Below are 24,662 nucleotides of genomic sequence, written 5' to 3'. Positions count from 1 at the left end.
CGGCTGGAGGGCGCCCGTCCGGCGCTCTCCAGCCGCATGCGTGCTCCGGGCCCACGCGTGCACCCGGGCCCGGTCCGTCCGTCCGGTGGTTACCGGACGAACACCCGGCCGTGCTCGACCGCGCCCGTCAGGCCCAGGCTGTTCGGGGTCAGCGCACGGGCCCCGGCCGGCGTCGCCGTGGCCGGGGACGGTACGTACCAGACGCCGCCGGTGGAGGAGTTCTCGCCCGGCGTGCCGGCGGCGAGGTCGGCGCGGCCGTCACCGCTGAGGTCCGTGAGGGCCACGGCGGCACCGAAGCGGTCGCCCGCCTCCGCCGCGCCGGGTATGCCCGCCGTGTCCTGGTGGAAGGCGTGGCCGCCGGAGCCACCGTCCACTCCGCGGGCGGAGCCGGTCAGTACGGAGACCGATCCGGCCGCGGCCTTGCTGCCGAGCGCCTCCTGGCCGACGCCGACCACCAGCTCCGGGTAACCGTCGCCGTTGACGTCGCCCGCCGCGACCGCGGCGCCGAAGTCGTCGCCGGACTCACCGGTGCCGGGCACGCCCGGGGTGTCCTGGTTCAGGCAGACGTGGGCGGAACCGAGACCGGTCCCGGGCTTCCCGTCCACCGTGCGCACCGTGCCGCCGACGGCCTGCGGGCAGTACGTCTCCTCCGCCTCCGGGTTGGCCCTCACCCCGCCGAGGACGAGGTCGTCGGCGCCGTCCTTCCCGAAGTCCGCGACGGCGAGGGAGGCGGCGTAGTCGGGGGTGGACCAGTCCCTGACCGGCGCGCCCTGCTCCCAGGCGTAGACGTCGGTGCCGCGGATCTCCTGGCCGGAGTAGGTCACCGCCAGGTCGTCGGTGCCGTTGCCGTCGAAGTCGCCGGTCGCGAGGGCGGTGGGGCCCGAGAACTGGTAGCTCACGATGCTCCGCGCCGGGGCGGCCGGGTTCGGGACGGTCGGGCCCGGCTGCCACAGCACCCCGGCCGACTCCTCGTTGCTCGACTGGTACGCCAGGTCCCGGTCGCCGTCGTTGTCGTAGTCGCCGGTCGAGAGGGACCCGCCGATGTAGGCGTTTTCGTGGGAGCCGCGGGCCGCGGTGAACGCGGTGCCGAAGCCGGTGGCGGAGCCGGGCAGCACGGTGATGACGCCGTGCCGGTGGGAGGAGATGTCGGAGAGCGACTCCTGGGGGGCGGAGACGACCAGGTCCGCGTAGCCGTCGCCGTTCACGTCATCGGTCACCAGCTGGGAACCGAACCGGTCGTCCGCCTCCGCGGCGCCGGGCACGCCGGCGGTGTTCTGGCTGATGACGGTGGACTTGGCGGGCCCGTTCGCGCTGCCCCACACCACGTTCACGTACCCGGCCTTGGCCTTGCCGCCGACGGTCGCCTTCGGCACGCCGACCGCCAGGTCCGCGTACCCGTCGCCGTTGAAGTCGCCCTTGAGGTGCGCGGGCGCCGCGGAGGCGGTGCCCGCGGTCAGGGCCGAGACGGCGAGGACGCCGGCCGAGCAGAGGATCGCGGCCGAAAGGGTCTTCCTGTTGCGCAAAGGTCTCTCCGTATGTCGTGAAGAAAGCTGAAGCCGTGAGCCACGATCAGCGGAGCACGGTGGCGGTCGTGACCGGGGCTCGTCCGGGCGCGGTGTCTCCCGGCGAGGTGGATCACGCCTCCGAAGGTGTGACACCCGAGTCGTACGGAGAGTTGTGCTCGGACGGCGTCCAGGTGAACGCGCCCGCGCGGGTCGGTGAGGGCGTCCGGCCGACGCGTCGGGGAGACACCCTCACTGACCGGTGCGGCCCGCGAGGTAGTGGGCGAGTACCGGGGCCAGCTCCGTGAACCACTCCTGGAGCTTCCCCTGGTCACGGGCGGTCACCGCGCCCTCGAAGAACCTGCCGTCGGGGAGCACCACCGCCACCATCAGGACGTGGCCCCAGGTGCCCGGCTTGTAGTGGACGGTCCGGATGTCCTGCCAGGGGAAGTCGGCCGTGGCGCCGTCGCGTTCGAGCGAGACGCCCTGGGCATCGACCACGACCGCGTTACGGGGATCCGTCGCCAGGAAGTCGGGCCCGGCGGGCGCGGGGGCGGGCGCGGGAAAGGACCCGGGGGCGGGCGCGAAGACCGGGGGCGGCGGGCCGAATCCCTGCTGCGGCTGGTACGGCGGCTGCGGGTACGGGCCCGGCGCCGCGCCGCCCGGGTGTCCGGTCTGGTTCCGTTCCACTGAAGTCAGCCCCTCGCATTCGTCTCCGGGGCCAGTATCGCCGATCGACGGAAGGCGCTCCGGGGCGGGCGGGTCCCGGGGCGCCTTCCGTCTCCGTGCGCTCCGTGCGCTCCGTGCGCACGGCTAGACCACCAGGCTCAGGATCGCGGCGACCGCGAAACCCGCGACCGACAGGACCGACTCCAGTACCGTCCACGACTTGAGGGTGTCGCGCTCGGAGATGCCGAAGTACTTGGCGACGATCCAGAAGCCGCCGTCGTTGACGTGCGAGGCGAAGATCGAACCGGCCGAGATGGCCATGATGACCAGGGCCAGGAACGCCTGCGAGTGGTCGCCGTGCTCGACGAGGGGGAGCACGATGCCGGCCGTGGTGACGATCGCTACCGTGGCCGATCCCTGGGCGACGCGCAGGACGAGGGAGATCAGGTACGCGAGGACGACGACCGGCAGGCCCACGTCGTTGAAGGTGTCGGAGAGGGCCTGGGCCACGCCGCTCGCCTTGAGGACCGCGCCGAAGACGCCGCCGGCGCCGACGACCAGCAGGATGTTGCCGACCGGCTTGAGGGACGAGGTCGACACCTGCTCGAGGGACTTGCGTGACCAGCCGCGCCGGATGCCGAGGAGGTAGTACGCCATCAGCAGGGCGATCGTCAGCGCGACGAAGGGGTTGCCGAAGAACTCGACGGCCGAGCGGAGGGTGGACTCGTCGAGCGCGATGGAGGAGAACGTCGCGGCGAGGATGAGGAACAGCGGCGTACCGATGATGGTCAGCACCGTGGCGAGCGGGACGGGGTGCTCCCGCGGGGTGCGGCCCGCGGCGGTCTGCTCGGCGAGGACGGCGGCCCTGGCGTCCTCGGCGGCCTCCACCATGTCCTGCGGGACCTCGACGAAGACGCGCTTGCCGATCCAGCCGGCGTACGCCCAGGCGGCGAGGACGGCGGGGATGCCGCAGACGACGCCCATGAGGATGACCCAGCCGAGCGAGACGTGGAAGAGGCCGGCCGCGGCGACCGGGCCCGGGTGCGGGGGCAGGAACGCGTGGGTCATGGAGAGGCCGGCGAGCAGCGGCATGGCGTACAGCAGGATCGACTTGCCGGAGCGCTTGGCCGCGGCGTAGACGATCGGCGCGAGGACGAAGATGCCGACGTCGAAGAAGACCGGGATGCCGAAGATGAGGCCGGTGAGGCCCATGGCGAGCGGGGCGCGCTGCTCGCCGAAGAGGCCCAGGAGGCGGGAGGACAACACCTCGGCGCCGCCGCTGACTTCGAGGATCGCGCCGAGCATCGTGCCGAGGCCGATGATGATCGCGACGTGGCCGAGGATGCCGCCCATGCCGGATTCGATGACGGAGACGACGGCGGACCTCTGGACCGTGCCGAAGAGTTCGGTGACGGAGAGGCCCGCGCCGAGGCCGACGACTATGGAGACGGCGAGCAGCGCGACGAACGGCTGGAGCCTGGCCTTGATGATCAGGAAGAGGAGGAGGCCGATACCGAGGGCCGCGACGGTCAGCAGACCGGCCGTGCCGTCGACGAGGGTGAGGAGACCGCCGGTGTGGGGTGGGGTCTCCGCGGGAACGGGGGCGGCGGCAGCGAGCAGGGGCATGAGGAGGGCCTCGTGATTCCATGGGGCTTTCGGGGCAGGGGGTGTCGCGGCACGGCGCCCGGGCGGTGGGCGGCGTGCCGCGACGACGTACGGCGTGCGGGGCGGGGACCGGGACGGCGGGCGTCAGCTCAGGACGGCGAGCGCGTCGATCTCGATGAGGAGGCCCTTGGGGAGACCGACGTAGACGGTCGTACGGGCGGCGGGGGCCTCCTTGAGGCCCTGCTCCTCGAAGTACGCGTTGTAGAGCGCGTTCATCTCGGCGAAGTGGTCGGTGTCGGTGAGGTAGACGCGCATCATCATCACGTCGTCCCAGCTCGCGCCGCCCTCCTCCAGGACCGCCTTGACGTTGGCGAAGGTCTGGAGGGTCTGCTCGCGCAGGGTCGGACCGGCGGGGGTGGGGGCCCGGCCCTCGACGGCCGGCAGGAAGCCGACCTGGCCCGCGACCTGGAGGAGGTTGCCCTTGCGGACGCCGTGGGAGAACGTGGCGGGCGGGGCGGTGTGGGTGGAGGGGGTGATCGCGGTCTTCTCGCTCATGCGCTTGCTTCCTTCGGGGGTGTGTTTCCTGAGTACTCCCGGCTGATGGCGTCGGCGGTGCGGCGCACCAGCGGGAGGAGGGAGAGGAGTTCCTCGGCCGTGACGACGACGTTCGGCGCCGACACCGACATGGCGGCGACGACCCGGCCGTCCGTACCGCGGATGGGAGCCCCGACGCAGTTGATGGACTCCTCGTGGCCGCCGAGGTCGGTGGCCCAGCCCTGTTCGCGTACGAGCGCCAGTTCCTTGAGGAAGGCGGCGGCGTTCGGCGTCGAACGGGACGTGTAGGCGGGGTAGTCGAGCTTCTCCGCGACGGTGCGGCGCTCGGACTCGGGGAGGTCGGCGAGCAGCAGTTTCGCCACGGCGGCGACGGTGATCGCGACGGGCTTGCCGATGCGCGAGTACATGCGGACCGGGTAGCGGCTCTCGACCTTGTCGATGTAGAGCACCTCGTCCTCCTCGTGCACCGCGAGGTGGACGGTGTGCCCGCACTCGTGGTTGAGGGCGGCCAGGTGGGGGTGCGCGATCTCGCGCAGGTCGAGGTTCTCGACGGCCTCCTGGGCGAGCGCGAAGAGGCGGGCGCCGAGGCGGTAGCGCTGGTCCTGCTGGCGGTAGACGAGGCCGTGCTCGTGGAGGGTGCGCAGGAGGCGCAGCGCCGTGGACTTGTGCACCCCGAGGCGCTCGGCGACCTGGCCGAGGTCGGCGGGGCCCTGCGCGAGCAGTGGCAGGATGCTCAGCGCGCGGTCGACGGTCTGGCTCATGGCGTACGTACCTCCTGGTCGGCGGCGCCCGTCCAGCCGGGGCCGAGACGAAGTCTCCCCCAGGCGTCGTCGTCCAGGGCGGCCAGGCGGTCGGCGTGGGCGCGGGAGGGCGGCGCGGCGAGGTCGCCGGGGACGGTGAGGGCGGCGGCGGCCATGAGGTGGCCGTGCCGGATCCGGTCGCGTACGGGCAGACCGCGCAGGGTCGCGGAGAGGAACCCGGCGGCGAAGGCGTCCCCGGCGCCGACGGGGGCGACGACGTCGACGCGGAGGGCGGGGACGGCGGTGACGGTGTCGGTGCCCCGGCTTTCCCCGGGGGCACGGGTGAAGACCGTCGCGCCTCTCGCGCCCTGCTTGACGACCAGGGCCTCCGGCTCGGGCAGGGTGCGGCGGATCGCGGCCGCGCCCTGGACGCCCCAGGCCGCGTCCGCCTCGTCCTCGCCGACGAAGACCAGGTCCGCGCCGCGCGCGAGGTCGAGCAGGACGCGGGGGCCCCCGGCCTCGTGCCACAGGTGGGCGCGGTGGTTGACGTCGAAGGAGACCAGGGGGCGGCCGGGGCGGCGGGTGGTCAGCTCGCGCGTCAGGGCCAGGCAGTCCGCGGACAGCGCGGCCGTGATCCCGGACAGGTGCAGCACGCGGCCCGCGGCCAGTTCGTCGAGGGGCATGTTCCGCGGGGACATCGCGGAGGCCGCCGACCCGGCCCGGTAGTAGACGACCTCGAAGCCGTCGGTGTCACGGTCGGCCGCCGTACGGAAGTAGACGCCGGTGGGGCGGTGCGGGTCGCGCTGGACGGCGGAGGTGTCGACGCCGTACGCGGCGACGGTGTCGACGAGGTGGTCGCCGAAGCCGTCGGCGCCGACCCTGCCCACCCACCGCGCGCGGTGCCCGGCGGCCGCGAGGGCGCAGGCGACGTTCGACTCGGCGCCGCCGATGCCGCGTCCGAAGGAGGGCACGTCGGCGAGGCGGCCGGGACGGGACGGCAGGAACGTCACCATGGACTCGCCGAGGCAGACCACGTCCATCATCGCGCCCCCTCCGTCCCGCTCTGCTGATACGTCCGCGGACGCGGTCACGATCGGGCTCCTCACCACGGGCACACCACTGAACTCACCATTGACCCTGCGTCGGCTCGGATGTTAGACAGCGTTCAGCGATATGCGCAATGGTCGTTGCACATGCTGCAACACGACATACCAGGAGGCTCCCATGGCCGCAGGCAACCCGGTCGGCCGACTCGCCGACGAGCGCGTGGACCACCGCTTCAAGGCGCTCCCGCCGGACGCCGGGGGACTGACGGTCGGCGAACTCGCGGCCGAGCGCCGCAACCTCTTCACGGGCGGGTTCACCACCCCCGTGCTCGCGCTCTCCGCCGAGTCGCTCGCGCACAACCTCGCGCTCCTGGAGACGTACGCCGAACGCCACGGCCTCGCCTTCGCCCCGCACGGCAAGACCTCCATGGCGCCGCAGCTCTTCGAGCGCCAGCTGGAGCACGGCGCGTGGGGCATCACCGCCGCCGTGCCGCACCAGGCGCGCGTCTACCGGGCGTACGGCATCCAGCGGATCTTCCTGGCGAACGAGGTCGTCGACGCGGCCGCGCTGCGCTGGCTGGCCGCCGAACTGGACGCCGACCCCGGCTTCCGCTTCGTCTGTTACGTCGACTCGGTGCGCGGCGTGGAGCTGATGGACGAGGCGCTCCGGGCCGCGTCCGCCTCGCGCCCGCTCGACGTGGTCGTCGAACTCGGCGCGGGCGAGGGGGCCCGTACCGGCGCCCGGACGGCCGCCGACTGCGCGGCGGTCGCGGACGCGGTGGCGGCCACGGCCACGCTGCGGCTGGTCGGCGTGGCCGGATACGAGGGCGAGGTCCCGCAGGCGGACGGCGACACGGTCCGCGCGTGGCTGCGCGAACTGGTGTCCGTCGCCGCGGACTTCGACAAGGCGGGGCGCTTCGCCGGCTCCCCCGAGGTCGTGATCAGCGCGGGCGGCAGCGCGTGGTTCGACGCGGTGGCGGAGGTGTTCGCGGAGATCCCCGAACTCTCGCTGCCCGTGCTCAAGCTGCTCCGCTCCGGCGCGTACGTCTCGCACGACGACGGCCACTACCGCCACCTCACCCCCTTCAACCGGGTCCCGGACGAGGGCGCGCTCCAGCCCGCGTTCCGCCTCTGGGCGCAGGTCGTCTCCCGGCCCACCCCCGGGCAGGCCTTCGTCAACGCGGGCAAGCGCGACGCGGCGTACGACCTGGACCTGCCGGAGGCGCAGGCCGTACGGGACGCCCGTACGGGCGAGGTGCGTCCGGCGACCGGCATCACGGTCACCGGGCTGTCGGACCAGCACGGCTGGGTGCGTACGGGCCCGGAGGCGGACCTCGAAGTCGGTGACTGGCTCGGCCTGGGCCTGTCCCATCCGTGCACGGTCTTCGACAAGTGGCAGCTGATCCCTGTCGTCGAGGCGGACGGCACGGTCACGGACTACATCCGCACGTTCTTCTAGCCCCGGGGGCGGGCGCGCCGGGCCGCCGCGCGGGGGCCTTTCCCCTGCCCGCCCCCTCCCGTAACCGGGGCTCCGCCCCGGACCCCGGTCCTCAAGCGCCGGACAGGCTGAGCGTTGCCGCAAGCGGCATATCAAGCCCGTCCGGCGCTTGAGGACACGCCCGAAGGGCGTCCGGGGCCCGGGCCTGCCCCGGTTCGGGAAAGGGCGGGCAGGGGGACAACCCCGCGCGGCGGCCCGGCAGCGCTCCCGCCCCTCCCCGCCCTCCTCCCAGCAGGCACTCAGAGAGGCGAACAGCCATGGACCTCGTCATGCGTGACGTACGCGTCATCGACGGCACCGGCGGTGCCTCCTACCGGGCCGACGTCGCCCTGGACGACGGCCGCATCACCGGGATCCGGCGGGAGGGCGACGGCGGCCCGCGCCCCCGTGGCCGGCGCACGCTGGAGGCGGACGGCCTCGCCCTCTCCCCCGGCTTCATCGACATGCACGCGCACAGCGACCTCGCGCTGCTCCGCGATCCCGACCACAGCGCCAAGGCCGCCCAGGGCGTGACCCTCGAAGTCCTCGGCCAGGACGGACTGTCGTACGCGCCCGTCGACGACCGCACGCTCGCCGAGGTCCGCAGGGCGATCACCGGCTGGAACGGCGGTGCGCCCGGGGACACGAGCGTCGACTTCGACTGGCGGACCGTCGGCGGGTACCTCGACCGGCTCGACCGCCAGGGCATCGCCGTCAACGCCGCGTACCTCGTCCCGCAGGGCACGGTCCGCATGTACGCGACGGGCTGGGAGGACCGCCCGGCGACACCCGCCGAGCTCACCCGCATGAAGCAACTCGTCGCCGAGGGCCTGGAGCAGGGCGCCGTCGGCATGTCGTCCGGTCTCACCTACACGCCCGGCATGTACGCCGACGACGCCGAACTCACCGAGCTGTGCCGCGTGGTGGCGCGGTACGGCGGCTACTACTGCCCCCACCACCGCTCGTACGGCGCCGGGGCCCTCGCCGCGTACGAGGAGATGGTGACCCTCACCCGCAACGCCGGCTGCGCGCTCCATCTCGCCCACGCCACCATGAACTTCGGCGTCAACAAGGGCAGGGCGCCCGACCTCCTGGCCCTCCTCGACAAGGCGCTCGACGAGGGCGCGGACATCTCCCTCGACACCTACCCCTACACCCCCGGCTGCACCACGCTCGTCGCGATGCTGCCGAGCTGGGCGGGCGAGGGCGGCCCCGAGGCGACCCTCGCGCGGCTCCGCGACGACGAGAGCGCCGAGAGGATCCGCCACCACATGGAGGTCGTCGGCGCGGACGGCTGCCACGGCGTCCCCGTCGAGTGGGACACCATCGAGGTCTCCGGCGTCAGCGACCCCGGTCTGGCGAGCTGCGTGGGCAGGACGATCGCGGAGTCCGCCGCGCGGCGCGGCGAGGCGCCCTGGGCCACCGCCCGGCGCCTGCTGGTCGAGGACAGCCTCGGCTCGACGATCCTCCAGCACGTCGGTCACGAGGAGAACGTCCGGCAGATCATGCGCCACCGTGTGCACACGGGCGGCAGCGACGGCATCCTCCAGGGCCACAAGCCGCACCCGCGCGCGTACGGCACCTTCCCCCACTACCTGGGCCATTACGCCCGCGACCTGGGCGTACTCACCCTCGAAGAGACGGTCGCGCACCTCACCTCCCGCCCGGCGGCCCGCCTGCGCCTGCCCGACCGGGGGCTGGTGCGCGAGGGTTACCGCGCCGACCTGGTCCTCTTCGATCCGTCGACGGTCGCGGCGGGCTCCACCTTCGAGGCTCCGCGCACCCTGCCGACCGGCATCCCGCACGTCCTGATCGACGGCCGGTTCGTGATCGAGGACGGGCGGCGGACGGACGTCCTCGCGGGCCGGTCGGTCCGGCGCACGGCCTGAACGGAGCACGGCCTGAACGGAGCACGGCCTGAACGGAGCGTCGCGTGTCACGGCTCCCCTCGGAGCCGTGACACGCGACGCTCCGCGCCGGTCGGAACGCTCAGACGCGCTGCCAGAGGGCCGGGACGTTCGGCGGCTCCCAGCCGGCCTGGGCCTGGTGGCCCTGGAGACAGCGGTAGGCCGCGCCGCCGTAGGTGACCTGGTCGCCCGCCGCGTAGACCTTGCCCGCCGCCCACGTGCCGCCGGGCTCGCCCGGGTCACCGGGGTCGCCCGGGTCGCCCGGGTCACCGGTGGTCGTCTTCAGGGTCAGCCCGTACGCCTGGAGCAGCGGGTTGATCGGCTGGTGGTACGTCGTACCGCCGCTGCGGCAGTCCCCCGACCCGCCGGAGGTGACGCCCTGGGCCTGGCTGCCGGATATGTAGGAGCCGCCCGAGTCGCCCGGCTCGGCGCAGACCGTCGTCCGGGTCACTCCGCTGATGGTGCCCTCGGGGTAGGTGACGCTGGTGTTGTGCTGCTGGATGGTGCCGCAGTGCCAGCCCGTGGTGGACCCGGAACGGCAGACAGAGGCGCCCACCGGGGACTGCACGGAGCCGGTCACCTGGACGTTCTGGCCGCCCCGGCTGACGTGAGGGGTCGCGGTCCAGCTGGAGTTGGCCGCCACCCAGGCGGTGTCGCGGCCGGGGAAGGTGGAGGCCTGGAAGGTGCCCTGGGCGACCCGGTTGTACCCGCTGGTGGTGGTGCCGGCCCGGCCGCAGTGACCCGCCGTGGCGAAGCCCTGCGTGGTGCCCCGGGTGACGGAGAAGCCGACCGAACAGCGGCCGCTGCTCCCCATGTAGTACGCCTCGCCGCCCCGGATGTCGTACAGCGGGCGCGGCTGCTCGGTGGTCCTCTCCACCGTGACCAGCGCACGGTCGGCGCGGCTCGCGGCGATCAGCTTCTCGGCCGCCGCCGGTCCGGCCGCCCGTACCACCACCCTGTTGGCGCGTACGTCGACGTACCAGACCGGTACGCCGGCCGACGCGTTGCGGACCGCCGCGCGGTCCAGCGCGGCCTTGGCGCGGTCGAGTTCGGCCAGCGTGTGGGGAACGACCTCGGCCCGCGCGCCCCGGGCGGTGATCGCGGCGGCGTCCGCGGCCCGGGTGGTGGCCACGGTGAGGGTGGCGGAGTCCGCCCCGGCCACCCACGCCCCGGCGTACGAACCGGCCAGCGCGAGCTGGAGCCGGCCGGCGGTGGCGCCCGCCTCGGCCTCGTTCTCCAGCCGGTCCGTGGCCTGTGCCCGGCTGAGCCCGAGGTCGCGCCGCATGGCGTCGAGCAGTTCCGGCTGGACGTCGGCGGCGGACCCGGTCACCGCCTCGGCGGACTCGGGAACCTGCTGCGCCGTGGCCGCGCCCTGCGGTCCGGCGAGGACCAGCGCACCGGCGGCGGCGATGGCGGCGCACGCCGCTCTGGCGTGTCTGTGGAGCATGAGGGATCTCCTCGGTCTCGGTGGGGGTGTGGCACGCGGGGTGTCCCGAAACCGTAGGAGTGCGAACAGGCGTACACGAGCTCTCGGTTGACCCCCCTCACCGCGTTATGGCCTCCGGCGCCGCGGCTGCCGGCGTCCGGGGGGCGGGGCCCCGGAACGGTTCGCCGTCCTGCCCGCGCCCGCGCAGCAGCACCGCGCCCAGCACGCACACGGCGGCCGCGACGACGAAGCCGTACGCCGGGGTGCTGCCGTCGGGGTGGGTCTCGTAGACCAGGGCGGCGGACAGCACCGCCAGGATCCGGCCGAGCCGGCCGTTCCAGGCGGTGGCGGAGACCGCCGCCATGCCCCAGAGCAGGTACCACGGCTGCACCATCGGCGAGAGGGCGACCAGGGCCAGCAGGGCCACGCCCAGGGCATGGACCGGGTGCGGGAGCGGGGCACCGCGCCAGGGGCGCACGCTGCGGAACGTCGCCAGGGCGGCGTAACCGATCACGACGAGCGCGAGGGCCAGGCCGAGCGTCTGGACCGCGTTCTTGACCGGGTCCGGGTCCCAGCCGAACAGCAGGCGCGTCAGCTCGCCGAGGCCCAGGCCGATGTCGCTGGAGGCGGAGAGGGCGGTGTGGATGGTCGCGGCGACGCTCTGCGTCCGCAGCCAGCCGAAACCGGTGCCGCTGAGCAGGGTGGCGGCGACGGCGACCGCCCCGGCCACCAGACCGGGGAGGGCGAACGCCTTGACGAGGCGCCACAGGAGCGGCCCGGAGGTGCGGCGGACGGCCAGTACGCCGATGAAGAGCAGGGCGACGGCGGCGGGCGACTTGACCGTCGCCGCCAGTGCGACGAGCGCGCCGGCGAGAATCCACCGTCCGTGCAGCGCGCACACCACGCCGGTCAGCATGAGGGCGATCATCAGGCCGTCGTTGTGCATGCCGCCCACGACGTGGACCAGCATCAGCGGGTTGAGGGCGCCCAGCCACAGCGCGCCGGTCTCGCTGGCGCCACGGGCGCGGGCGATGTGCAGCGTCGCCCAGGCGGTCAGGGCGAGCGCGGCCAGGGCGACGAGCCGCATCCCGAACACGGCGGGGACGATCTGCCCGTCCGTGACCCCCACCACCGCCTTCGCCAGGGCCAGGAAGACGGGCCCGTACGGGGCGGGGGTGTCGGTCCAGTGGCCGCCGACGCTGGCCGCGGCGTCGGCTCCGAGCTCGTCCGGGCCGAGGACCGAAGGTCCGGACGTGTAGACGTCATGGCCTTCGAGGACCATCGCGCCCTGGGCGATGTAGCTGTAGACGTCGGCGCTGTGGAGCGGCGGGGCCAGTGCCGGCGGCGCCGCCCACCAGACCAGCGTGACCAGCGTTTCACGCACCCCGCCCGCCGCGCCCCGGGCGACCAGGCGCCCGTACCGCCACCAGGACACGACCAGGAGGGTCAGGCCCAGGTACGCCAGGACGGCGGCCGCCCCGGTCGTCACAGGCCCGTGGGGAACCCACATCCCCCACGGATCCCGGGCCGGCAGCCTTCCGGCGGCGACGCCGCCCACGGCCACCGCGACCGATCCGGCGGCACCCAGCCGGCGATACCCGACAGCACTCAGCGTCCACATGACCGGTCAATTTATCGGAGCTGTACGAACGGCCGGCCGGGCCGCGTGGCCAAAAACACCGGGCGGCTCCCTTCGCGCGCCCGTAAGGTGGCCGTTATGCAGGTGATCCAGTCGACGAAGCTCGCAAACGTCTGTTACGAAATCCGCGGCCCCGTGCTGGAGGAGGCGATGCGGCTCGAAGCGGCGGGTCATCGCATCCTCAAGCTCAACACCGGAAACCCGGCGGCGTTCGGTTTCGAGTGCCCGCCCGAGATCCTGGAGGACATCCTCCGCAACCTTTCGGGCGCGCACGGCTACGGCGACGCGAAGGGGCTGCTGGCGGCGCGCCGCGCGGTCGTGCAGCACTACGAGACCAAGGGCATCGAGCTCGACGTCGAGGACGTCTACCTCGGCAACGGCGTCTCCGAGCTGATCCAGATGTCGATGCAGGCGCTGCTCGACGACGGCGACGAGGTGCTCGTCCCCGCGCCGGACTATCCGCTGTGGACCGCGTCCGTCTCGCTCGCGGGCGGCACGGCCGTGCACTACCTCTGCGACGAGCAGGCCGACTGGATGCCGGACCTCGCCGACATCGAGCGCAAGATCACGGACCGCACCAAGGCCATCGTCATCATCAACCCGAACAACCCGACGGGTGCGGTGTACGACGACGAGATGCTGCGCGCCCTGACCGAGATCGCCCGCCGCCACAACCTGGTCGTCTGCTCCGACGAGATCTACGACCGCATCCTGTACGACGGCGCCACGCACACCCCGACCGCAGCCGTCGCCCCCGACCTGCTGACCCTCACCTTCAACGGGCTGTCGAAGAACTACCGCGTCGCCGGCTACCGCAGCGGCTGGCTGGCGGTCTGCGGCCCGAAGGCGCACGCCTCCTCGTACATCGAGGGGCTCACGATCCTCGCCAACATGCGCCTGTGCGCCAACATGCCGTCGCAGCACGCGGTGGCGACGGCGCTCGGCGGGCGGCAGTCGATCGAGGACCTGGTGCTGCCGGGAGGCAGGATCCTGGAGCAGCGGGACACGGCGTACGAGCTGCTCACCCGGATTCCGGGCGTCACCTGCGTGAAGCCCAAGGGCGCGCTCTACCTCTTCCCGCGGCTCGACCCGAAGGTCTACAGGATCAAGGACGACCGGGAGATGGTCCTCGACCTGCTGCGGGCCGAGAAGATCATGGTGGTGCACGGTACGGGCTTCAACTGGCCCGACCCCGACCACTTCCGCATCGTGACGCTGCCGGCGGCGGAGGTCCTGGCGGACGCGGTGACACGGATCGGCACCTTCCTGGACGGATACGCGCAGCCCTAGGCGAGACGAGCGCGACTCGGATCAACCTTAGACAGAATCCAATGTAGGATGGTCTCCTGACTCTGCCAGGAGGCCATCCCATGTACGAGCCGATCCGCAGCAAGTCGGTCCATCGCATGGACGAGGACCGGGCCGACTTCCCGCACCGTTCCCGCGAGGAGGAGTTGGACATCCAGCTCGCCGGGCACCTCGCGGCGCTTCTCGCGGTCACCGACGAGCTGGGCCTCGACGCCGCCGCCGACCGCATCGCCACCCAGGTCGCCCGGTTGCGCGGCGCCCCGCCCGCCCGGCACGCCGGCCTCACCCACGCGAGCCCGGCCGCACTCCACCGCCGGGCCCACGAGCTCGCGGGCCGCGCGCTGGTCGTCGCCGCCTCGCGCGCCGACACGGCGGTCGCGATCCTCTCCGCCGAGCGCATGGACGCACACGCGGCCGCGCTCGAAGAACTCCGCCCCGTCGGAGCCCACTGACGGCCCCGGCCCGTGTGCCTCAGCGGCGTACGGGCCGGGTGCCACCGATCGACCCGCCGGCGCCCGGCCGCCTTCGCGGGAGCGGCGCCGGTTCAGGCGCGAAGGAGGCCCCCGAAGCCGTGAGGGGGCTTCGGGGGCCGTGCCGCGACGGGCCGGTGACCCCACAGGTCAGGGCGGATGTCGGAAGGCCCGGCCGCGGAGACCGGTCGGCTCTTGCGCCGGGGATCAGCCCAGGCGCCGGACCAGCGCGTGGTACTCGTCCCACAGCTCCTTCGGGGTGTGGTCACCGAAGGTGTCGAGGTGCTCGGGGACCAGGGCGGCCTCCTCGCGCCAGACCTCCTTGTCGACGGCGAGGAGGAAGTCCAGCTCCTCCTCGGAGAGGTCCAGGCCCTTGGTGTCGAGGGCGCCCTTGGCCGGCAGGATGCCGATGGGGGTCTCGACGCCCTTGGCCCTGCCCTCCAGGCGCTCGACGATCCACTTGAGCACCCGGCTGTTCTCGCCGAAGCCGGGCCACACGAACTTGCCCGCGTCGTTCTTGCGGAACCAGTTGACGTAGTAGATCTTGGGCAGCTTGGACTGGTCGGGCCTGTCCGCGCCGACCTTGATCCAGTGGCCCATGTAGTCGCCCATGTTGTAGCCGCAGAACGGCAGCATGGCGAACGGGTCGCGGCGCAGTTCGCCGACCTTGCCCTCGGCGGCGGCGGTCTTCTCGGAGGCGACGTTCGCACCGAGGAAGACGCCGTGCTGCCAGTCGAAGGACTCGGTCACCAGCGGCACGGCGGTGGCGCGGCGGCCGCCGAAGAGGATCGCGGAGATCGGTACGCCCCTGGGGTCCTCCCACTCGGGCGCGATGATCGGGCACTGGCCGGCCGGGACGGTGAAGCGCGCGTTGGGGTGGGCGGCGGGAGTGCCGGACTCGGGGGTCCAGTCGTTGCCCTTCCAGTCCGTGAGGTGCGCGGGCGCCTCCTCGGTCATGCCCTCCCACCACACGTCGCCGTCGTCGGTGAGCGCGACGTTGGTGAAGACGGAGTTGCCCCACATGGTCTTCATGGCGTTGGCGTTGGTGTGCTCGCCGGTGCCGGGCGCGACGCCGAAGAAACCGGCCTCGGGGTTGATCGCGTACAGCTGGCCGTCCTCGCCGAACCGCATCCAGGCGATGTCGTCGCCGATGGTCTCGACGGTCCAGCCGGAGATCGTGGGCTCCAGCATGGCGAGGTTGGTCTTGCCGCAGGCGGACGGGAACGCGGCGGCGATGTACTTGGGGGACTCCGCCTCGCCCTTCGGCGGGGTGAGCTTGAGGATCAGCATGTGCTCGGCCAGCCAGCCCTCGTCGCGCGCCATGACGGACGCGATGCGCAGGGCGTAGCACTTCTTGCCGAGCAGGGCGTTGCCGCCGTACCCCGAGCCGTAGGACCAGATCTCGCGGTCCTCGGGGAAGTGCGAGATGTACTTCGTGGAGTTGCACGGCCACGGCACGTCGGCCTCGCCCTCGGCGAGCGGGGCGCCGAGGGTGTGGACGGCCCTGACGAAGAAGCCGTCGGTGCCGAGCTCGTCGAGGACGGCCTGGCCCATCCGGGTCATGGTGCGCATGGAGACGGCGACGTACGCCGAGTCGGTGATCTCGACGCCGATGGCGGACAGCGGCGAGCCGAGCGGGCCCATGCAGAACGGGACGACGTACAGGGTGCGGCCGCGCATCGAGCCGCGGAAGATGCCCTGCTCGCCGGCGAAGATCTCACGCATCTCCGCCGGAGCCTTCCAGTGGTTCGTCGGGCCCGCGTCCTCCTCCTTCTCGGAGCAGATGAACGTGCGGTCCTCGACGCGGGCGACGTCGCTCGGGTCGGAGGCGGCGTAGTAGGAGTTCGGGCGCTTGACCGGGTCCAGCTTCTTGAACGTGCCCTTGGCGACGAGCTCCTCGGCGAGCCGCTCGTACTCGGCCTCCGAGCCGTCGCACCAGACGACCTGGTCCGGCTCGGTGAGGGCTGCGATCTCGTCGACCCAGGAGATCAGCTCCTGGTGGTCCGTCGGAAGGACGGAGGTCCCTCCCGCACGAAGCTCGTCGGAGTGCCGGGGGGAGGGAGCCGCGTTGTCGCGCGCCACGATTGCTCCTAAGTGAGGGGTATGTAGGTGTAGGCCCCGTGGGGGCTGCGACCCGGACGCTTCACGTGGTGACTCATTGGCGCTCATCCGGTGCCGACCGCACTCATTTGATCATCCGACCCGGCCGCCCATATGTCCAGGGGGCCGCACACGTGAGCATCGCCACTCACAGCACCCGTACCTGGTCGTAACCTACGGTCGCGTAGGTAGGATTGCGCGTATGACTTCCGCCGAGTCCGATCAGCTCACGAACCCCGACGGCCCCGGGCGAGGGCCTGTCGAGATCGATCTCCCGAGCCCGGTCAAACCGAAACTGCGCGGCTGGCTGCACGCCGGCATGTTCCCCGCCGTCGTGGTCGCCGGCCTGGTACTCATCGCCCTCGCCGACTCGACCCGCGCCCGCGTGGCCTGCGGGATCTACGTCCTGACCGCCTGCATGCTCTTCGGCATCAGCGCGATCTACCACCGCGGCACCTGGGGCCCGCGTGGCGAGGCCGTGCTGCGCAGGCTCGACCACGCCAACATCTTCCTGATCATCGCGGGCACCTACACGCCCCTCACGATGCTCCTGCTGCCCGAGTCCACCGGCCGCACGCTGCTGTGGGCGGTCTGGGCGGCGGCCCTCGCGGGGATCGCCTTCCGGGTCTTCTGGGTCGGCGCCCCGCGCTGGCTCTACACCCCCTGCTACATCGCGATGGGCTGGGCCGCGGTCTTCTTCCTCCCCGACTTCATGCGCGCGGGCGGCATCACCGTCCTGGTACTGGTGGTCGTCGGCGGCCTCCTCTACAGCGCGGGAGGCGTGATCTACGGCCTCAAGCGCCCCAACCCGTCACCGCGGTGGTTCGGGTTCCACGAGGTGTTCCACTCGCTGACCCTGGCCGCCTTCGTCGCGCACTACATCGGCATCTCACTGGTGGCCTATTCGGCCTGAGGGCCCGTGCGGTCCCCGCACCCGCCCTCCCCGCAGTGGCCGCGGCTTCGAAGCCGCGGCCACTCGCCATGCCACGACCGCGACCACCGCCAGCACCACCCCGAGCACCGCGGCCCCGCCGCCCAGCAGGAAACTCACGACGCACAGCGCGGCCACCACCGCGGCCGACGCGTTGACGATTCCCCTCACCCCGGCTGCCCCCTTCCGCACACCTGACCGAATTCACACCCCGTACACCTACCCCACACACATCGTGACATGCCCCGCTGACAGCCGGGGCGGCCCGGGGCCCATGCCCGACAATGGCGGGCATGGCCGCCGACACCCCCCACCCCTTCGCCGACGCCGCACCGCCCCGCCCGGGTCTGCGCGAGCGCAAGAAGCTCAAGACGCGACTCGCGATCCGTACCGCGACCTACCGGCTGATCGCCGAGCAGGGGTACGAGGCCACCACCGTCGAGCAGATCGCCGAGGCCGCCGAGGTCTCCCCCTCGACCGTCTTCCGTTACTTCCCGGCCAAGGAAGACATCGTCATCACCGACGAGTACGACCCGCTCGTGGAAGCGGCCCTGCGCGCCCGCCCGCCCGGCGAACCGCTCGTCGAGTCCCTGCGGACCGTGGTGACACAGGCCCTGCGGCACTCGCTCGACCACGAGCCCGAGGAGATGCTGCTGCGCACGAAGCTGCTGACCGAGGTACCCGCCGTACGCGCCCGGATGATGCACAGCATGTCCGCGACCGGGCGCATGCTGTGCGAGGTCGTGGCCGAGCGGACGGGGCGGCGCGCGGACGACCTCGAAGTGCGGGTCTTCTCGATGGGATTCGTCGCCGCTCTGCTGGAGACGACCGTGTACTGGGCCGAGCACGGCCGGCAGGACGACCTGGCCGGCCTCGTCGACCGCACGCTGGACACCCTCGGCAACGGCTTCCGGCTGTGACCGCGGACGGGCCGGCGGCCCGGACCGCCTGAGGTCCGGGCCACCGGGGCCACCGGGGCCCTCGATGCCAACGGGACCGCCGGGGCCGCGCGGGATCGCCGAAGTGCCGTACGCCTTCGGGGAGCGGCACGCGGGCGAGTCCAAGTCGACGGTGCGCGAGGGCCTGCGCTTCCTGCGCCACCTGGTGACGCTGCGCACCTCCGGCCCGCGGGCACGGGCAGCCGTCTTCGGCCTGACCGGGCGGCCCGCACTACGCCCCCGCCCAGAACATCGCCGACCAGGCCGGGCTCCTGTGGAACTCCGTCCTCGTCGACTCGCTCCTCCACCGCCTGCGACGCGGCCACCACAGCGGACCGGTGCGCCTGCTCACCTGCCCGGCGGTGGGCGACGCGGACCTGGTGGCCCGCCTGTCACTGGCGGCCCGTCTGTCACTGGCGGCCCTGTTCATCGGGTGGGGCGGCCTCGCGCCCGTACCCGCCAGGGCGATCAGCACGGCCGTGGTCTTCGCGGGCCGTTTCCCGCTGGTGGCCCGCCGGCTCTACCGCCGGACGCGGACCCGCCGGACGCGGACCCGCCCGGCCCCGTGCCGGCCGAGACCCCGCTCCCGGACCCGCCGGGCTGAAATCGCCCAGGGGGCACATCAAGCCCGTCCGGCATTCGAGGGCCGGGGCCCGGGGCGGAACCCCGGTTCGGGAAGGGGCGGGGCGGGGCGGGGCGGAGGCAGCTCCGCGCAGCGGGGCTGCCGGAACCGGCGGGGCCCGCGGCGGACTCCACGGGCCCCGCGGGGGGCTAGCGCGGGGTCTCGCCCATCCGCTCCCGCAGCGCCCCCGGGTCCGAGGTCGGCGCATCGCACACGAAGTGCCGGCACACATACGCGCCGGGCCCCCGGTCCGCCAGCAGCGGGAACTCGTCGCTGTCCACTTCGCCCACCGCCACCACCGCCCCCGGCGCCCCGCTCAGCAGCGCGGCCCGGTGCAGCTCCTTCGTCAGCGGGTCGTCGCCCGCGCCCACCACCGCCACCTCGCGCGGCCCGTCCAGCGCCGCCTCGGCCACCGCGAGGCCCCACCCGATGAAGCGCGGCGCACGCGGCCCGAGCGTCTTCACGACGCCGAGCGCCCGCTCCGCCGCACTCCGGTGCACCTCGGACCCCGTGTGCGCGGCGTACGCCAGCAGCGCGCCCGCCGCGGCCGTCCACCCGGAAGGCGTCGCGTTGTCCGTCGGGTCCTGCGGGCGCCGGATCAGCTTCTCGGCGTCGTGAGCCGTGTCGTACAGCGTCCCGTCCTCCCCCACGAACTGGTCGAGGACGATGTCCAGCAGGAACCCGGCGAACTCCAGCCACACCCCCTCGCCCGACACCGCCGCCAGCGCGAGGAACCCCTCCGCCACGTCCGCGTAGTCCTCCAGCACACCGGCGTTCGGACCCACTCGCCCGTCCTTGGACGTACGGGCCAGCCGGGCCCCCTCGTCCATGTGCACCCGCACCAGCAGATCGGCGGCCTCGGTCGCCCGCTCGACCAGGTCAGGCCGGTCGAAGTACGCCCCGGTCTCGGCCAGCGCGGCGATCGCGAGCCCGTTCCACGCGGCCACGATCTTGTCGTCCCGTCCGGGCCGCTCCCGCTTCCCGCGTGCCGCGAGCAGCCGCGCCCGGACACCGGCCACCCGCGCCTCGTCCGCCGCCTCCTCCCCCACGGGCCCCACGGGGAGCTGGAGCACGGACGCCCCCTCCTCGAACGTCCCCTCCTCCGTCACCCCGAAGAGCCGCGCGGCGAACTGCGCGTCCTGCTCCCCGAGCACCTCACGCAACTGCTCCGGCGTCCATACGTAGTACGCGCCCTCGACATGCCTGCCCGTGCCGTCGTCGCTGTCCGCATCCAGCGCGGACGCGAATCCGCCTTCCTGCGTACGCAACTCGCCCACCAGGAAGTCCGCGGTCTCCAGCGCCACCCGCCGCGCCAGATCCGATCCGGTGGCCCGCCACAGGTGGGCGTAGACCCGGCACAGCAGCGCGTTGTCGTACAGCATCTTCTCGAAGTGCGGCACGACCCACTGGCGGTCGACCGAATAGCGCGCGAAACCGCCGGCGAGCTGGTCGTAGATCCCCCCGCGCGCCATCGCCTCGCAGGTGTCGGCGGCCATCTGGAAGGCTCCCTCGGAACCGGTACGCGCGTAATGCCGCAGCAGGAACTCCACCACCATGGACGGCGGGAACTTCGGCGCCCCGCCGAATCCGGCGTGCGTGGCGTCGTAGTCCCGCGTCAGCGCGAGCAGCGCCTGCGCGAGCTCCTCCTCCCCCGGCAGCTCGGGCGCCCCGTACGCGAGCGAGCGCCCGCTCAGATCCCGCACGACCTTCCCGGCGACCTCGTCGACCTCTCCCCGCCGGCCGGTCCAGGCGGCGCTGACGCCCTCCAGCACCTGCCGGAAGGAGGGCATGCCGTGACGGGGCTCGGGCGGGAAGTACGTACCGAAGTAGAAGGGCGCGGCGTCGGCGGTCAGGAAGACGGTCATGGGCCACCCGCCCTGCCCGGTGGCGGCCTGCACGGCCTCCATGTACACGGCGTCCACGTCCGGCCGCTCCTCGCGGTCGACCTTGACGTTGACGAAGTGCTCGTTGAGGTAGGCGGCGGTCGGCTCGTCCTCGAAGGATTCGTGCGCCATGACATGGCACCAGTGACAGCTGCTGTACCCCACGCTGAGCAGCACCGGAACTCCCCGCCTGCGCGCCTCCTCGAAGGCCTCGGGCGACCACGGCCACCAGTCGACCGGGTTGTCGGCGTGTTGGAGGAGGTAGGGGGACGTCTCGTGCGCCAGTCGGTTCGGCATACCTCCATCCTGCATGAACCCCGCCCGATCCCCCTGCTCTCTCGCGCTGGCGCGCGCCGGGCAGGACACTTGACGCGCGATCGTTGCTCTCGGAGGGGGACGTACATGCGGGAGAGTCACCGGGCGGAGGCCGAGCGGCTGTTGGCGCGCGCGGTCGAGGAACAGGCACGGCGGTCGGGCGGCCGTGTCGACGCCCAGGCGCTGCTGGTGCGGGGGCGGGCCGCGCTGGAATCGATGGCGGCCGGCGCGGACGAGGAGTACGCCGCGTACGTCGAGGCGCTGGACGAGGCGCAGGCCGGGCAGCAGTCCCTGGCGGAACGGTTCAGCGGCGCGCATCTCTCCACCCCGTTCCTGGTCACGGCGGTTGCCGCCGTCGCCGCCGTCGGCGCGGACCTCTCGCTCGGTACGCAGACGGGCACCGCGCTCGGTGCCGGGGCCGCCGTCGCGGTCGCCGGGGCCGCCGCCACCGTCACCAGGGTCACCGCCGCGCACTGGCCCGCCGCCCGTCGGAGGGCCGGTGCGATGGCGCGGCCCGGCGGGCCGGAGCAGTTGCGGCTGGAGTGGCTGACGGCGCTGGAGACACGGGGGATACGGCCGTTCCTGGACCAGCAGCACGTCCTGCTGGCCGCGGCCCGCCCCACCCCGGCGCGCAAGACCGCCGTCGCCGGCCGGCTGCGCGGGGCCGACCGCAGCCAGGCGGCGCGCGGACGGTCCGTACTGGAGCAGTCCTTCGGGCACCTGCCGGAGCCCGACGGGCCGTTCGCGGGGCGCCGGGCGGCGATGGCGCAGATCGCGCAGTGGGTGCACGCGGCGCGGGCGAGCACCGAGACGCGGCCGACGGTCGTGGTCCTGCACGGGGCGCCGGGTTCGGGGCGTACGACGCTGGCCGTGCGGGTGGCGCACCACCTGCGGGACCAGTTCCGGGGCGCGTGCGTGGTGGACCTGCGCGGCGACACGCCGGGCGAGCCGCCGCTGTCGACGCGCGAGGCGCTGCTGCATCTGCTCAACCGGCTCGGTGCGCCGCGCGAGCAGCTGCTCTTCCGGGAGCGTTCCTCGCAGGAGCAGCAACTGCGCCGGCTGACCGACCTGTACCACCAGCATCTGACGGGGCTGCCGGTGACGGTGGTGCTCGACGACGCCTCGGACGCGGCGCAGGTGCGCACGCTGGTGCCGGAGCGCTCGGACAGCCTGGTGCTGGTGACGGCCCGCGAGCCGCTCGATCTGCCCGCCGGCGTCCCGGCGTGGGTGCACCAGCTGCCGGTGGAGGCGCTGGACCCGGCGGGCGCGGAGGAGCTGCTGCGGGAGGTGGCGGGGGAGAAGGAGGGGCCGTACGACGCCCGGTCGGCGGACCGGATCGCCGAGCTGTGCGGCGGGCTTCCGCTGGCGCTGCGCGTCGCGGGCTCCTCGCTGGGGGCGCGTTCGCCGCGTGCGCTGGCGACGGATCTGGCGGCGTACGGTCCGGTCGATCCGGTGGAGCGCGCGCTGTGGCTGCGCTACACCGACCAGCCGGACGCGGCCCGCCGCCTGCTGCGCCGCCTCGCGCTCGCGGGCCGGGCGAGCCTGGGCGCGGCGGCAGCGGCGGCGCTGCTGGGCACCGCCGAGCAGGAGGCGCAGCGGCTGCTGTCCGCGCTGGCGCGGGCGGGCCTGATCGACCACGTCCGGGGCAGCCGCTACCGTCTGCACGACCTCGTACGGACCTTCGCCCAGGCGCGGCTGGCCGACGAGGAGGAACCGGCGGACCGGGCGGCCGCGCAGGAGCGGCTGATCCGCAACTACGGCGAGCTGGCCGACTCGGTGATCCGCCTGGTGGACGGCAAGACGTCGACACGCGCCGGCCACTTCGGGGCCCACGGCTTCACCTCCCTCGACGCCGCCCTGCGCTGGCTGGACGACGAGTCGAGCTTCATCACGGCGGCCCTGCGCCACGCGGAGGGCGTCGACCAGCAGGCCGTGCTGAACCTGCTGGGCGCGCTGTGCGACTACTGCCTGCTGCGCGGTGACCTGTACCGCCTGGGTGAGATCAGCGAGCTGACGCAGGCCGTCGACCAGGGGCTGCTGATCCGCTCCGTGCAGTGGCGCACGGGCATCGCGGCCCGCCAGCTCGGCGAGCTCGACAAGGCCCGTACGACGCTGTCCTCCGTCGTCGACCTGTACTTCGAGGCCCAGCACGAGGCGGGCGCCGCCCGCGCCCTGTGTTCGCTCGGCATCACCCTCCACCACCAGGGCAACCTGACGGAGGCCGCGGCGAAGCTGGACGAGGCGCTCGCGCTCCAGGCGGCGGACGAGCTGGCCGCCGACCGCGCGTGGACACTGCACGCGCTGGCCGCGGTGGAGCGCGACCGGACGAACCTCGCCGTGGCCGTCGGCCACCTGGACACCGCCCTCACCCTGCACCGCGAGAGCGAGAGCCTGCACGGCCAGGCGTGGGCGCACTTCCAGCTCGGCCAGGTGTACCTGCGCAGGGGCGACGTACCGCGCGCGGAGGACCAGCTGCGCGCGGCGCTGGAGCTGTACGGGCGTACGCGCGACGGGCGCGGCGAGGCGTGGGCGCTGACGCAGCTGGGCCGCGCGCGCCTGGTGGACGGCGACCCCTCCCCGGCCGCCGACCAGCTGCGTCAGGCCCTGTCCCGTCACCGTGAGGCGGAGGACGCGCGCGGCGAGGCGTGGACCCTGTACTACCTCGGGCAGGCGCTGGAGGAGCTGGGGGAGGCCGACCGGGCGGTGCGCGAGCTGGAGCGGGCGCGCTCCATGTTCTCCCGGATGCGGGACGTGTACGGGCTGGCCTGCGCCCGCCACCACTCGGGCCGCGTCACCCGCGACCAGCGCGCCGCGCAGACCGGCAACCTCCGCAACTCCGGCTTCGCCCGGCAGCTCCTGGCCGACGCCCGCGCGGACTTCCACCGCATCGGCGTCCCCCACGGCGAGGCGTGGACCTGCCTGGAACTGGCCATCGTGGACGCGGGCAACAACCGGCCCGCCCAGGCGCTGGAGCTGTGCGACGAGGCGATCCGCCTCTTCGTGTCGTACGCCGACCATCGCGGCGCGGACTGGGCGCGCTTCCTGCGCTGCACGCTGCTGCCGTTCGGATCGCCGGGCGGCTCGGAGGCCGGCACGGCGGTGGCCCGGGAAGAACTCTCCCGGCTGGTCCGCGCGGGACATCCGACGCGCGACGGCAAGCTGGAGGACTGCGCGGAGGCGTACGGGCTGGTGCTGGAGCGGGGCGTGGACCTGGCGGAGGGCTGGCAGGCATGGCGCCTGGGCATGGTGCCGAACCGGCACGCGCGCGAGGTGATGGGCGTGCCGGTGGACGGGGCGCGGGGCTGACAGCTCCGGACGCCGCCGGGGCGTGCCGGGCGGGGCCCTGCGGGGCGGTGTTCCCCGCCCGCCCCTTCCCGCTGCGGCACCGTGCGGCTCCGCCGGGTGAGGGGCTCCGCCCCCGGACCCCGGTCCTCAAGCGCCGGACGGGCTGGGAACCGCCGTAATCCAGGTTCTCGACGCGGGCGGCCCCATGCGGTTCGTCCACATCGCCGAGGAGGCCGGCCTGGAC

The 24,662-nt window shown here is 73.4% G+C and carries 17 protein-coding genes; 7 read left to right on the top strand and 10 right to left on the bottom strand.

Annotation, left to right across the window (positions count from 1 at the left end; all coding sequences use genetic code 11):
* Positions 1–89: 89 nt before the first annotated feature.
* From ACWDZ4_RS15090 to ACWDZ4_RS15065, 6 genes are all read right to left on the bottom strand, one after another.
* Positions 90–1,523: an FG-GAP-like repeat-containing protein gene (locus ACWDZ4_RS15090; protein WP_451508834.1), complete on the bottom strand. Its 1,434-nt coding sequence runs from the start codon at positions 1,521–1,523 to the stop codon at positions 90–92.
* A gap of 231 nt (positions 1,524–1,754) precedes the next feature.
* Positions 1,755–2,192 carry a hypothetical protein gene (locus ACWDZ4_RS15085; RefSeq protein WP_451508833.1) on the bottom strand — a complete coding sequence of 146 codons (438 nt, stop codon included), beginning with the start codon at positions 2,190–2,192 and terminating at the stop codon, positions 1,755–1,757.
* A gap of 123 nt (positions 2,193–2,315) precedes the next feature.
* Positions 2,316–3,791 carry a GntP family permease gene (locus tag ACWDZ4_RS15080; RefSeq protein WP_451508949.1) on the bottom strand — a complete coding sequence of 492 codons (1,476 nt, stop codon included), beginning with the start codon at positions 3,789–3,791 and terminating at the stop codon, positions 2,316–2,318.
* A 129-nt stretch (positions 3,792–3,920) separates the two neighbouring features.
* Entirely contained in the window at positions 3,921–4,331 is a 411-nt protein-coding gene (locus tag ACWDZ4_RS15075; protein WP_451508832.1) for a RidA family protein, read from the bottom strand.
* Complete coding sequence (locus tag ACWDZ4_RS15070) at positions 4,328–5,092, bottom strand: IclR family transcriptional regulator (RefSeq protein ID WP_451508831.1); 765 nt, start codon at positions 5,090–5,092, stop codon at positions 4,328–4,330. Before ACWDZ4_RS15070 ends, ACWDZ4_RS15075 begins: the two co-directional genes overlap by 4 nt.
* Positions 5,089–6,114, bottom strand: a complete 1,026-nt coding sequence (locus ACWDZ4_RS15065; protein WP_451508948.1) for a sugar kinase — start codon at positions 6,112–6,114, stop codon at positions 5,089–5,091. The genes ACWDZ4_RS15070 and ACWDZ4_RS15065 overlap by 4 nt, the downstream gene beginning before the upstream one ends.
* Before the next feature lie 181 nt (positions 6,115–6,295).
* Here ACWDZ4_RS15065 and ACWDZ4_RS15060 point away from each other — a divergent pair, with 181 nt between their 5' ends.
* Complete coding sequence (locus ACWDZ4_RS15060; RefSeq protein ID WP_451508830.1) at positions 6,296–7,576, top strand: amino acid deaminase; 1,281 nt, start codon at positions 6,296–6,298, stop codon at positions 7,574–7,576.
* A 296-nt stretch (positions 7,577–7,872) separates the two neighbouring features.
* Positions 7,873–9,483 (top strand): N-acyl-D-amino-acid deacylase family protein, encoded by a 1,611-nt coding sequence (locus ACWDZ4_RS15055; protein ID WP_451508829.1) that lies wholly within the window; start codon positions 7,873–7,875, stop codon positions 9,481–9,483.
* A gap of 100 nt (positions 9,484–9,583) precedes the next feature.
* On the opposite strand, the gene ACWDZ4_RS15050 is transcribed toward ACWDZ4_RS15055, so the two are convergent.
* Both ACWDZ4_RS15050 and mptB read right to left on the bottom strand, forming a co-directional pair.
* Positions 9,584–10,948, bottom strand: a complete 1,365-nt coding sequence (locus ACWDZ4_RS15050) for a carbohydrate-binding protein (protein WP_451508828.1) — start codon at positions 10,946–10,948, stop codon at positions 9,584–9,586.
* Between the two features lie 97 nt (positions 10,949–11,045).
* Entirely contained in the window at positions 11,046–12,548 is a 1,503-nt protein-coding gene (gene mptB / locus ACWDZ4_RS15045; protein WP_451508827.1) for a polyprenol phosphomannose-dependent alpha 1,6 mannosyltransferase MptB, read from the bottom strand.
* A gap of 96 nt (positions 12,549–12,644) precedes the next feature.
* On the opposite strand from mptB, the gene ACWDZ4_RS15040 reads away from it, so the two are divergent.
* Positions 12,645–13,856, top strand: a complete 1,212-nt coding sequence (locus ACWDZ4_RS15040; RefSeq protein WP_451508826.1) for a pyridoxal phosphate-dependent aminotransferase — start codon at positions 12,645–12,647, stop codon at positions 13,854–13,856.
* Positions 13,857–13,936: 80 nt separating this feature from the next.
* Complete coding sequence (locus ACWDZ4_RS15035; protein WP_451508825.1) at positions 13,937–14,326, top strand: SCO4983 family protein; 390 nt, start codon at positions 13,937–13,939, stop codon at positions 14,324–14,326.
* 225 nt (positions 14,327–14,551) lie between these two features.
* Here ACWDZ4_RS15035 and ACWDZ4_RS15030 read toward each other — a convergent pair whose 3' ends face one another.
* A complete protein-coding gene (locus tag ACWDZ4_RS15030) occupies positions 14,552–16,426 on the bottom strand; it encodes a phosphoenolpyruvate carboxykinase (GTP) (RefSeq protein ID WP_451508824.1) in 1,875 nt (624 codons plus the stop codon).
* 220 nt (positions 16,427–16,646) lie between these two features.
* Here ACWDZ4_RS15030 and trhA point away from each other — a divergent pair, with 220 nt between their 5' ends.
* Together trhA and ACWDZ4_RS15020 are read left to right on the top strand one after the other, a co-directional pair.
* Complete coding sequence (gene trhA / locus ACWDZ4_RS15025) at positions 16,647–17,357, top strand: PAQR family membrane homeostasis protein TrhA (RefSeq protein ID WP_451508823.1); 711 nt, start codon at positions 16,647–16,649, stop codon at positions 17,355–17,357.
* A gap of 302 nt (positions 17,358–17,659) precedes the next feature.
* Positions 17,660–18,295, top strand: coding sequence for a TetR/AcrR family transcriptional regulator (locus ACWDZ4_RS15020; RefSeq protein WP_451508822.1), 636 nt, complete (start codon positions 17,660–17,662; stop codon positions 18,293–18,295).
* Positions 18,296–19,084: 789 nt separating this feature from the next.
* Here the strand turns inward: ACWDZ4_RS15020 and ACWDZ4_RS15015 are convergent.
* The gene (locus tag ACWDZ4_RS15015) at positions 19,085–21,115 is read right to left on the bottom strand and encodes a thioredoxin domain-containing protein (RefSeq protein WP_451508821.1); all 2,031 of its coding nucleotides are present in this window, start codon (positions 21,113–21,115) and stop codon (positions 19,085–19,087) included.
* 105 nt (positions 21,116–21,220) lie between these two features.
* On the opposite strand from ACWDZ4_RS15015, the gene ACWDZ4_RS15010 reads away from it, so the two are divergent.
* Complete coding sequence (locus tag ACWDZ4_RS15010; RefSeq protein ID WP_451508820.1) at positions 21,221–24,439, top strand: tetratricopeptide repeat protein; 3,219 nt, start codon at positions 21,221–21,223, stop codon at positions 24,437–24,439.
* Positions 24,440–24,662: the final 223 nt, after the last annotated feature.

This window comes from Streptomyces sp. NPDC003016, from assembly GCF_053591455.1.
The sequence above is the reverse complement of the archived record's forward strand: the minus strand, read 5'-3'. Positions and strand labels throughout refer to the sequence as shown.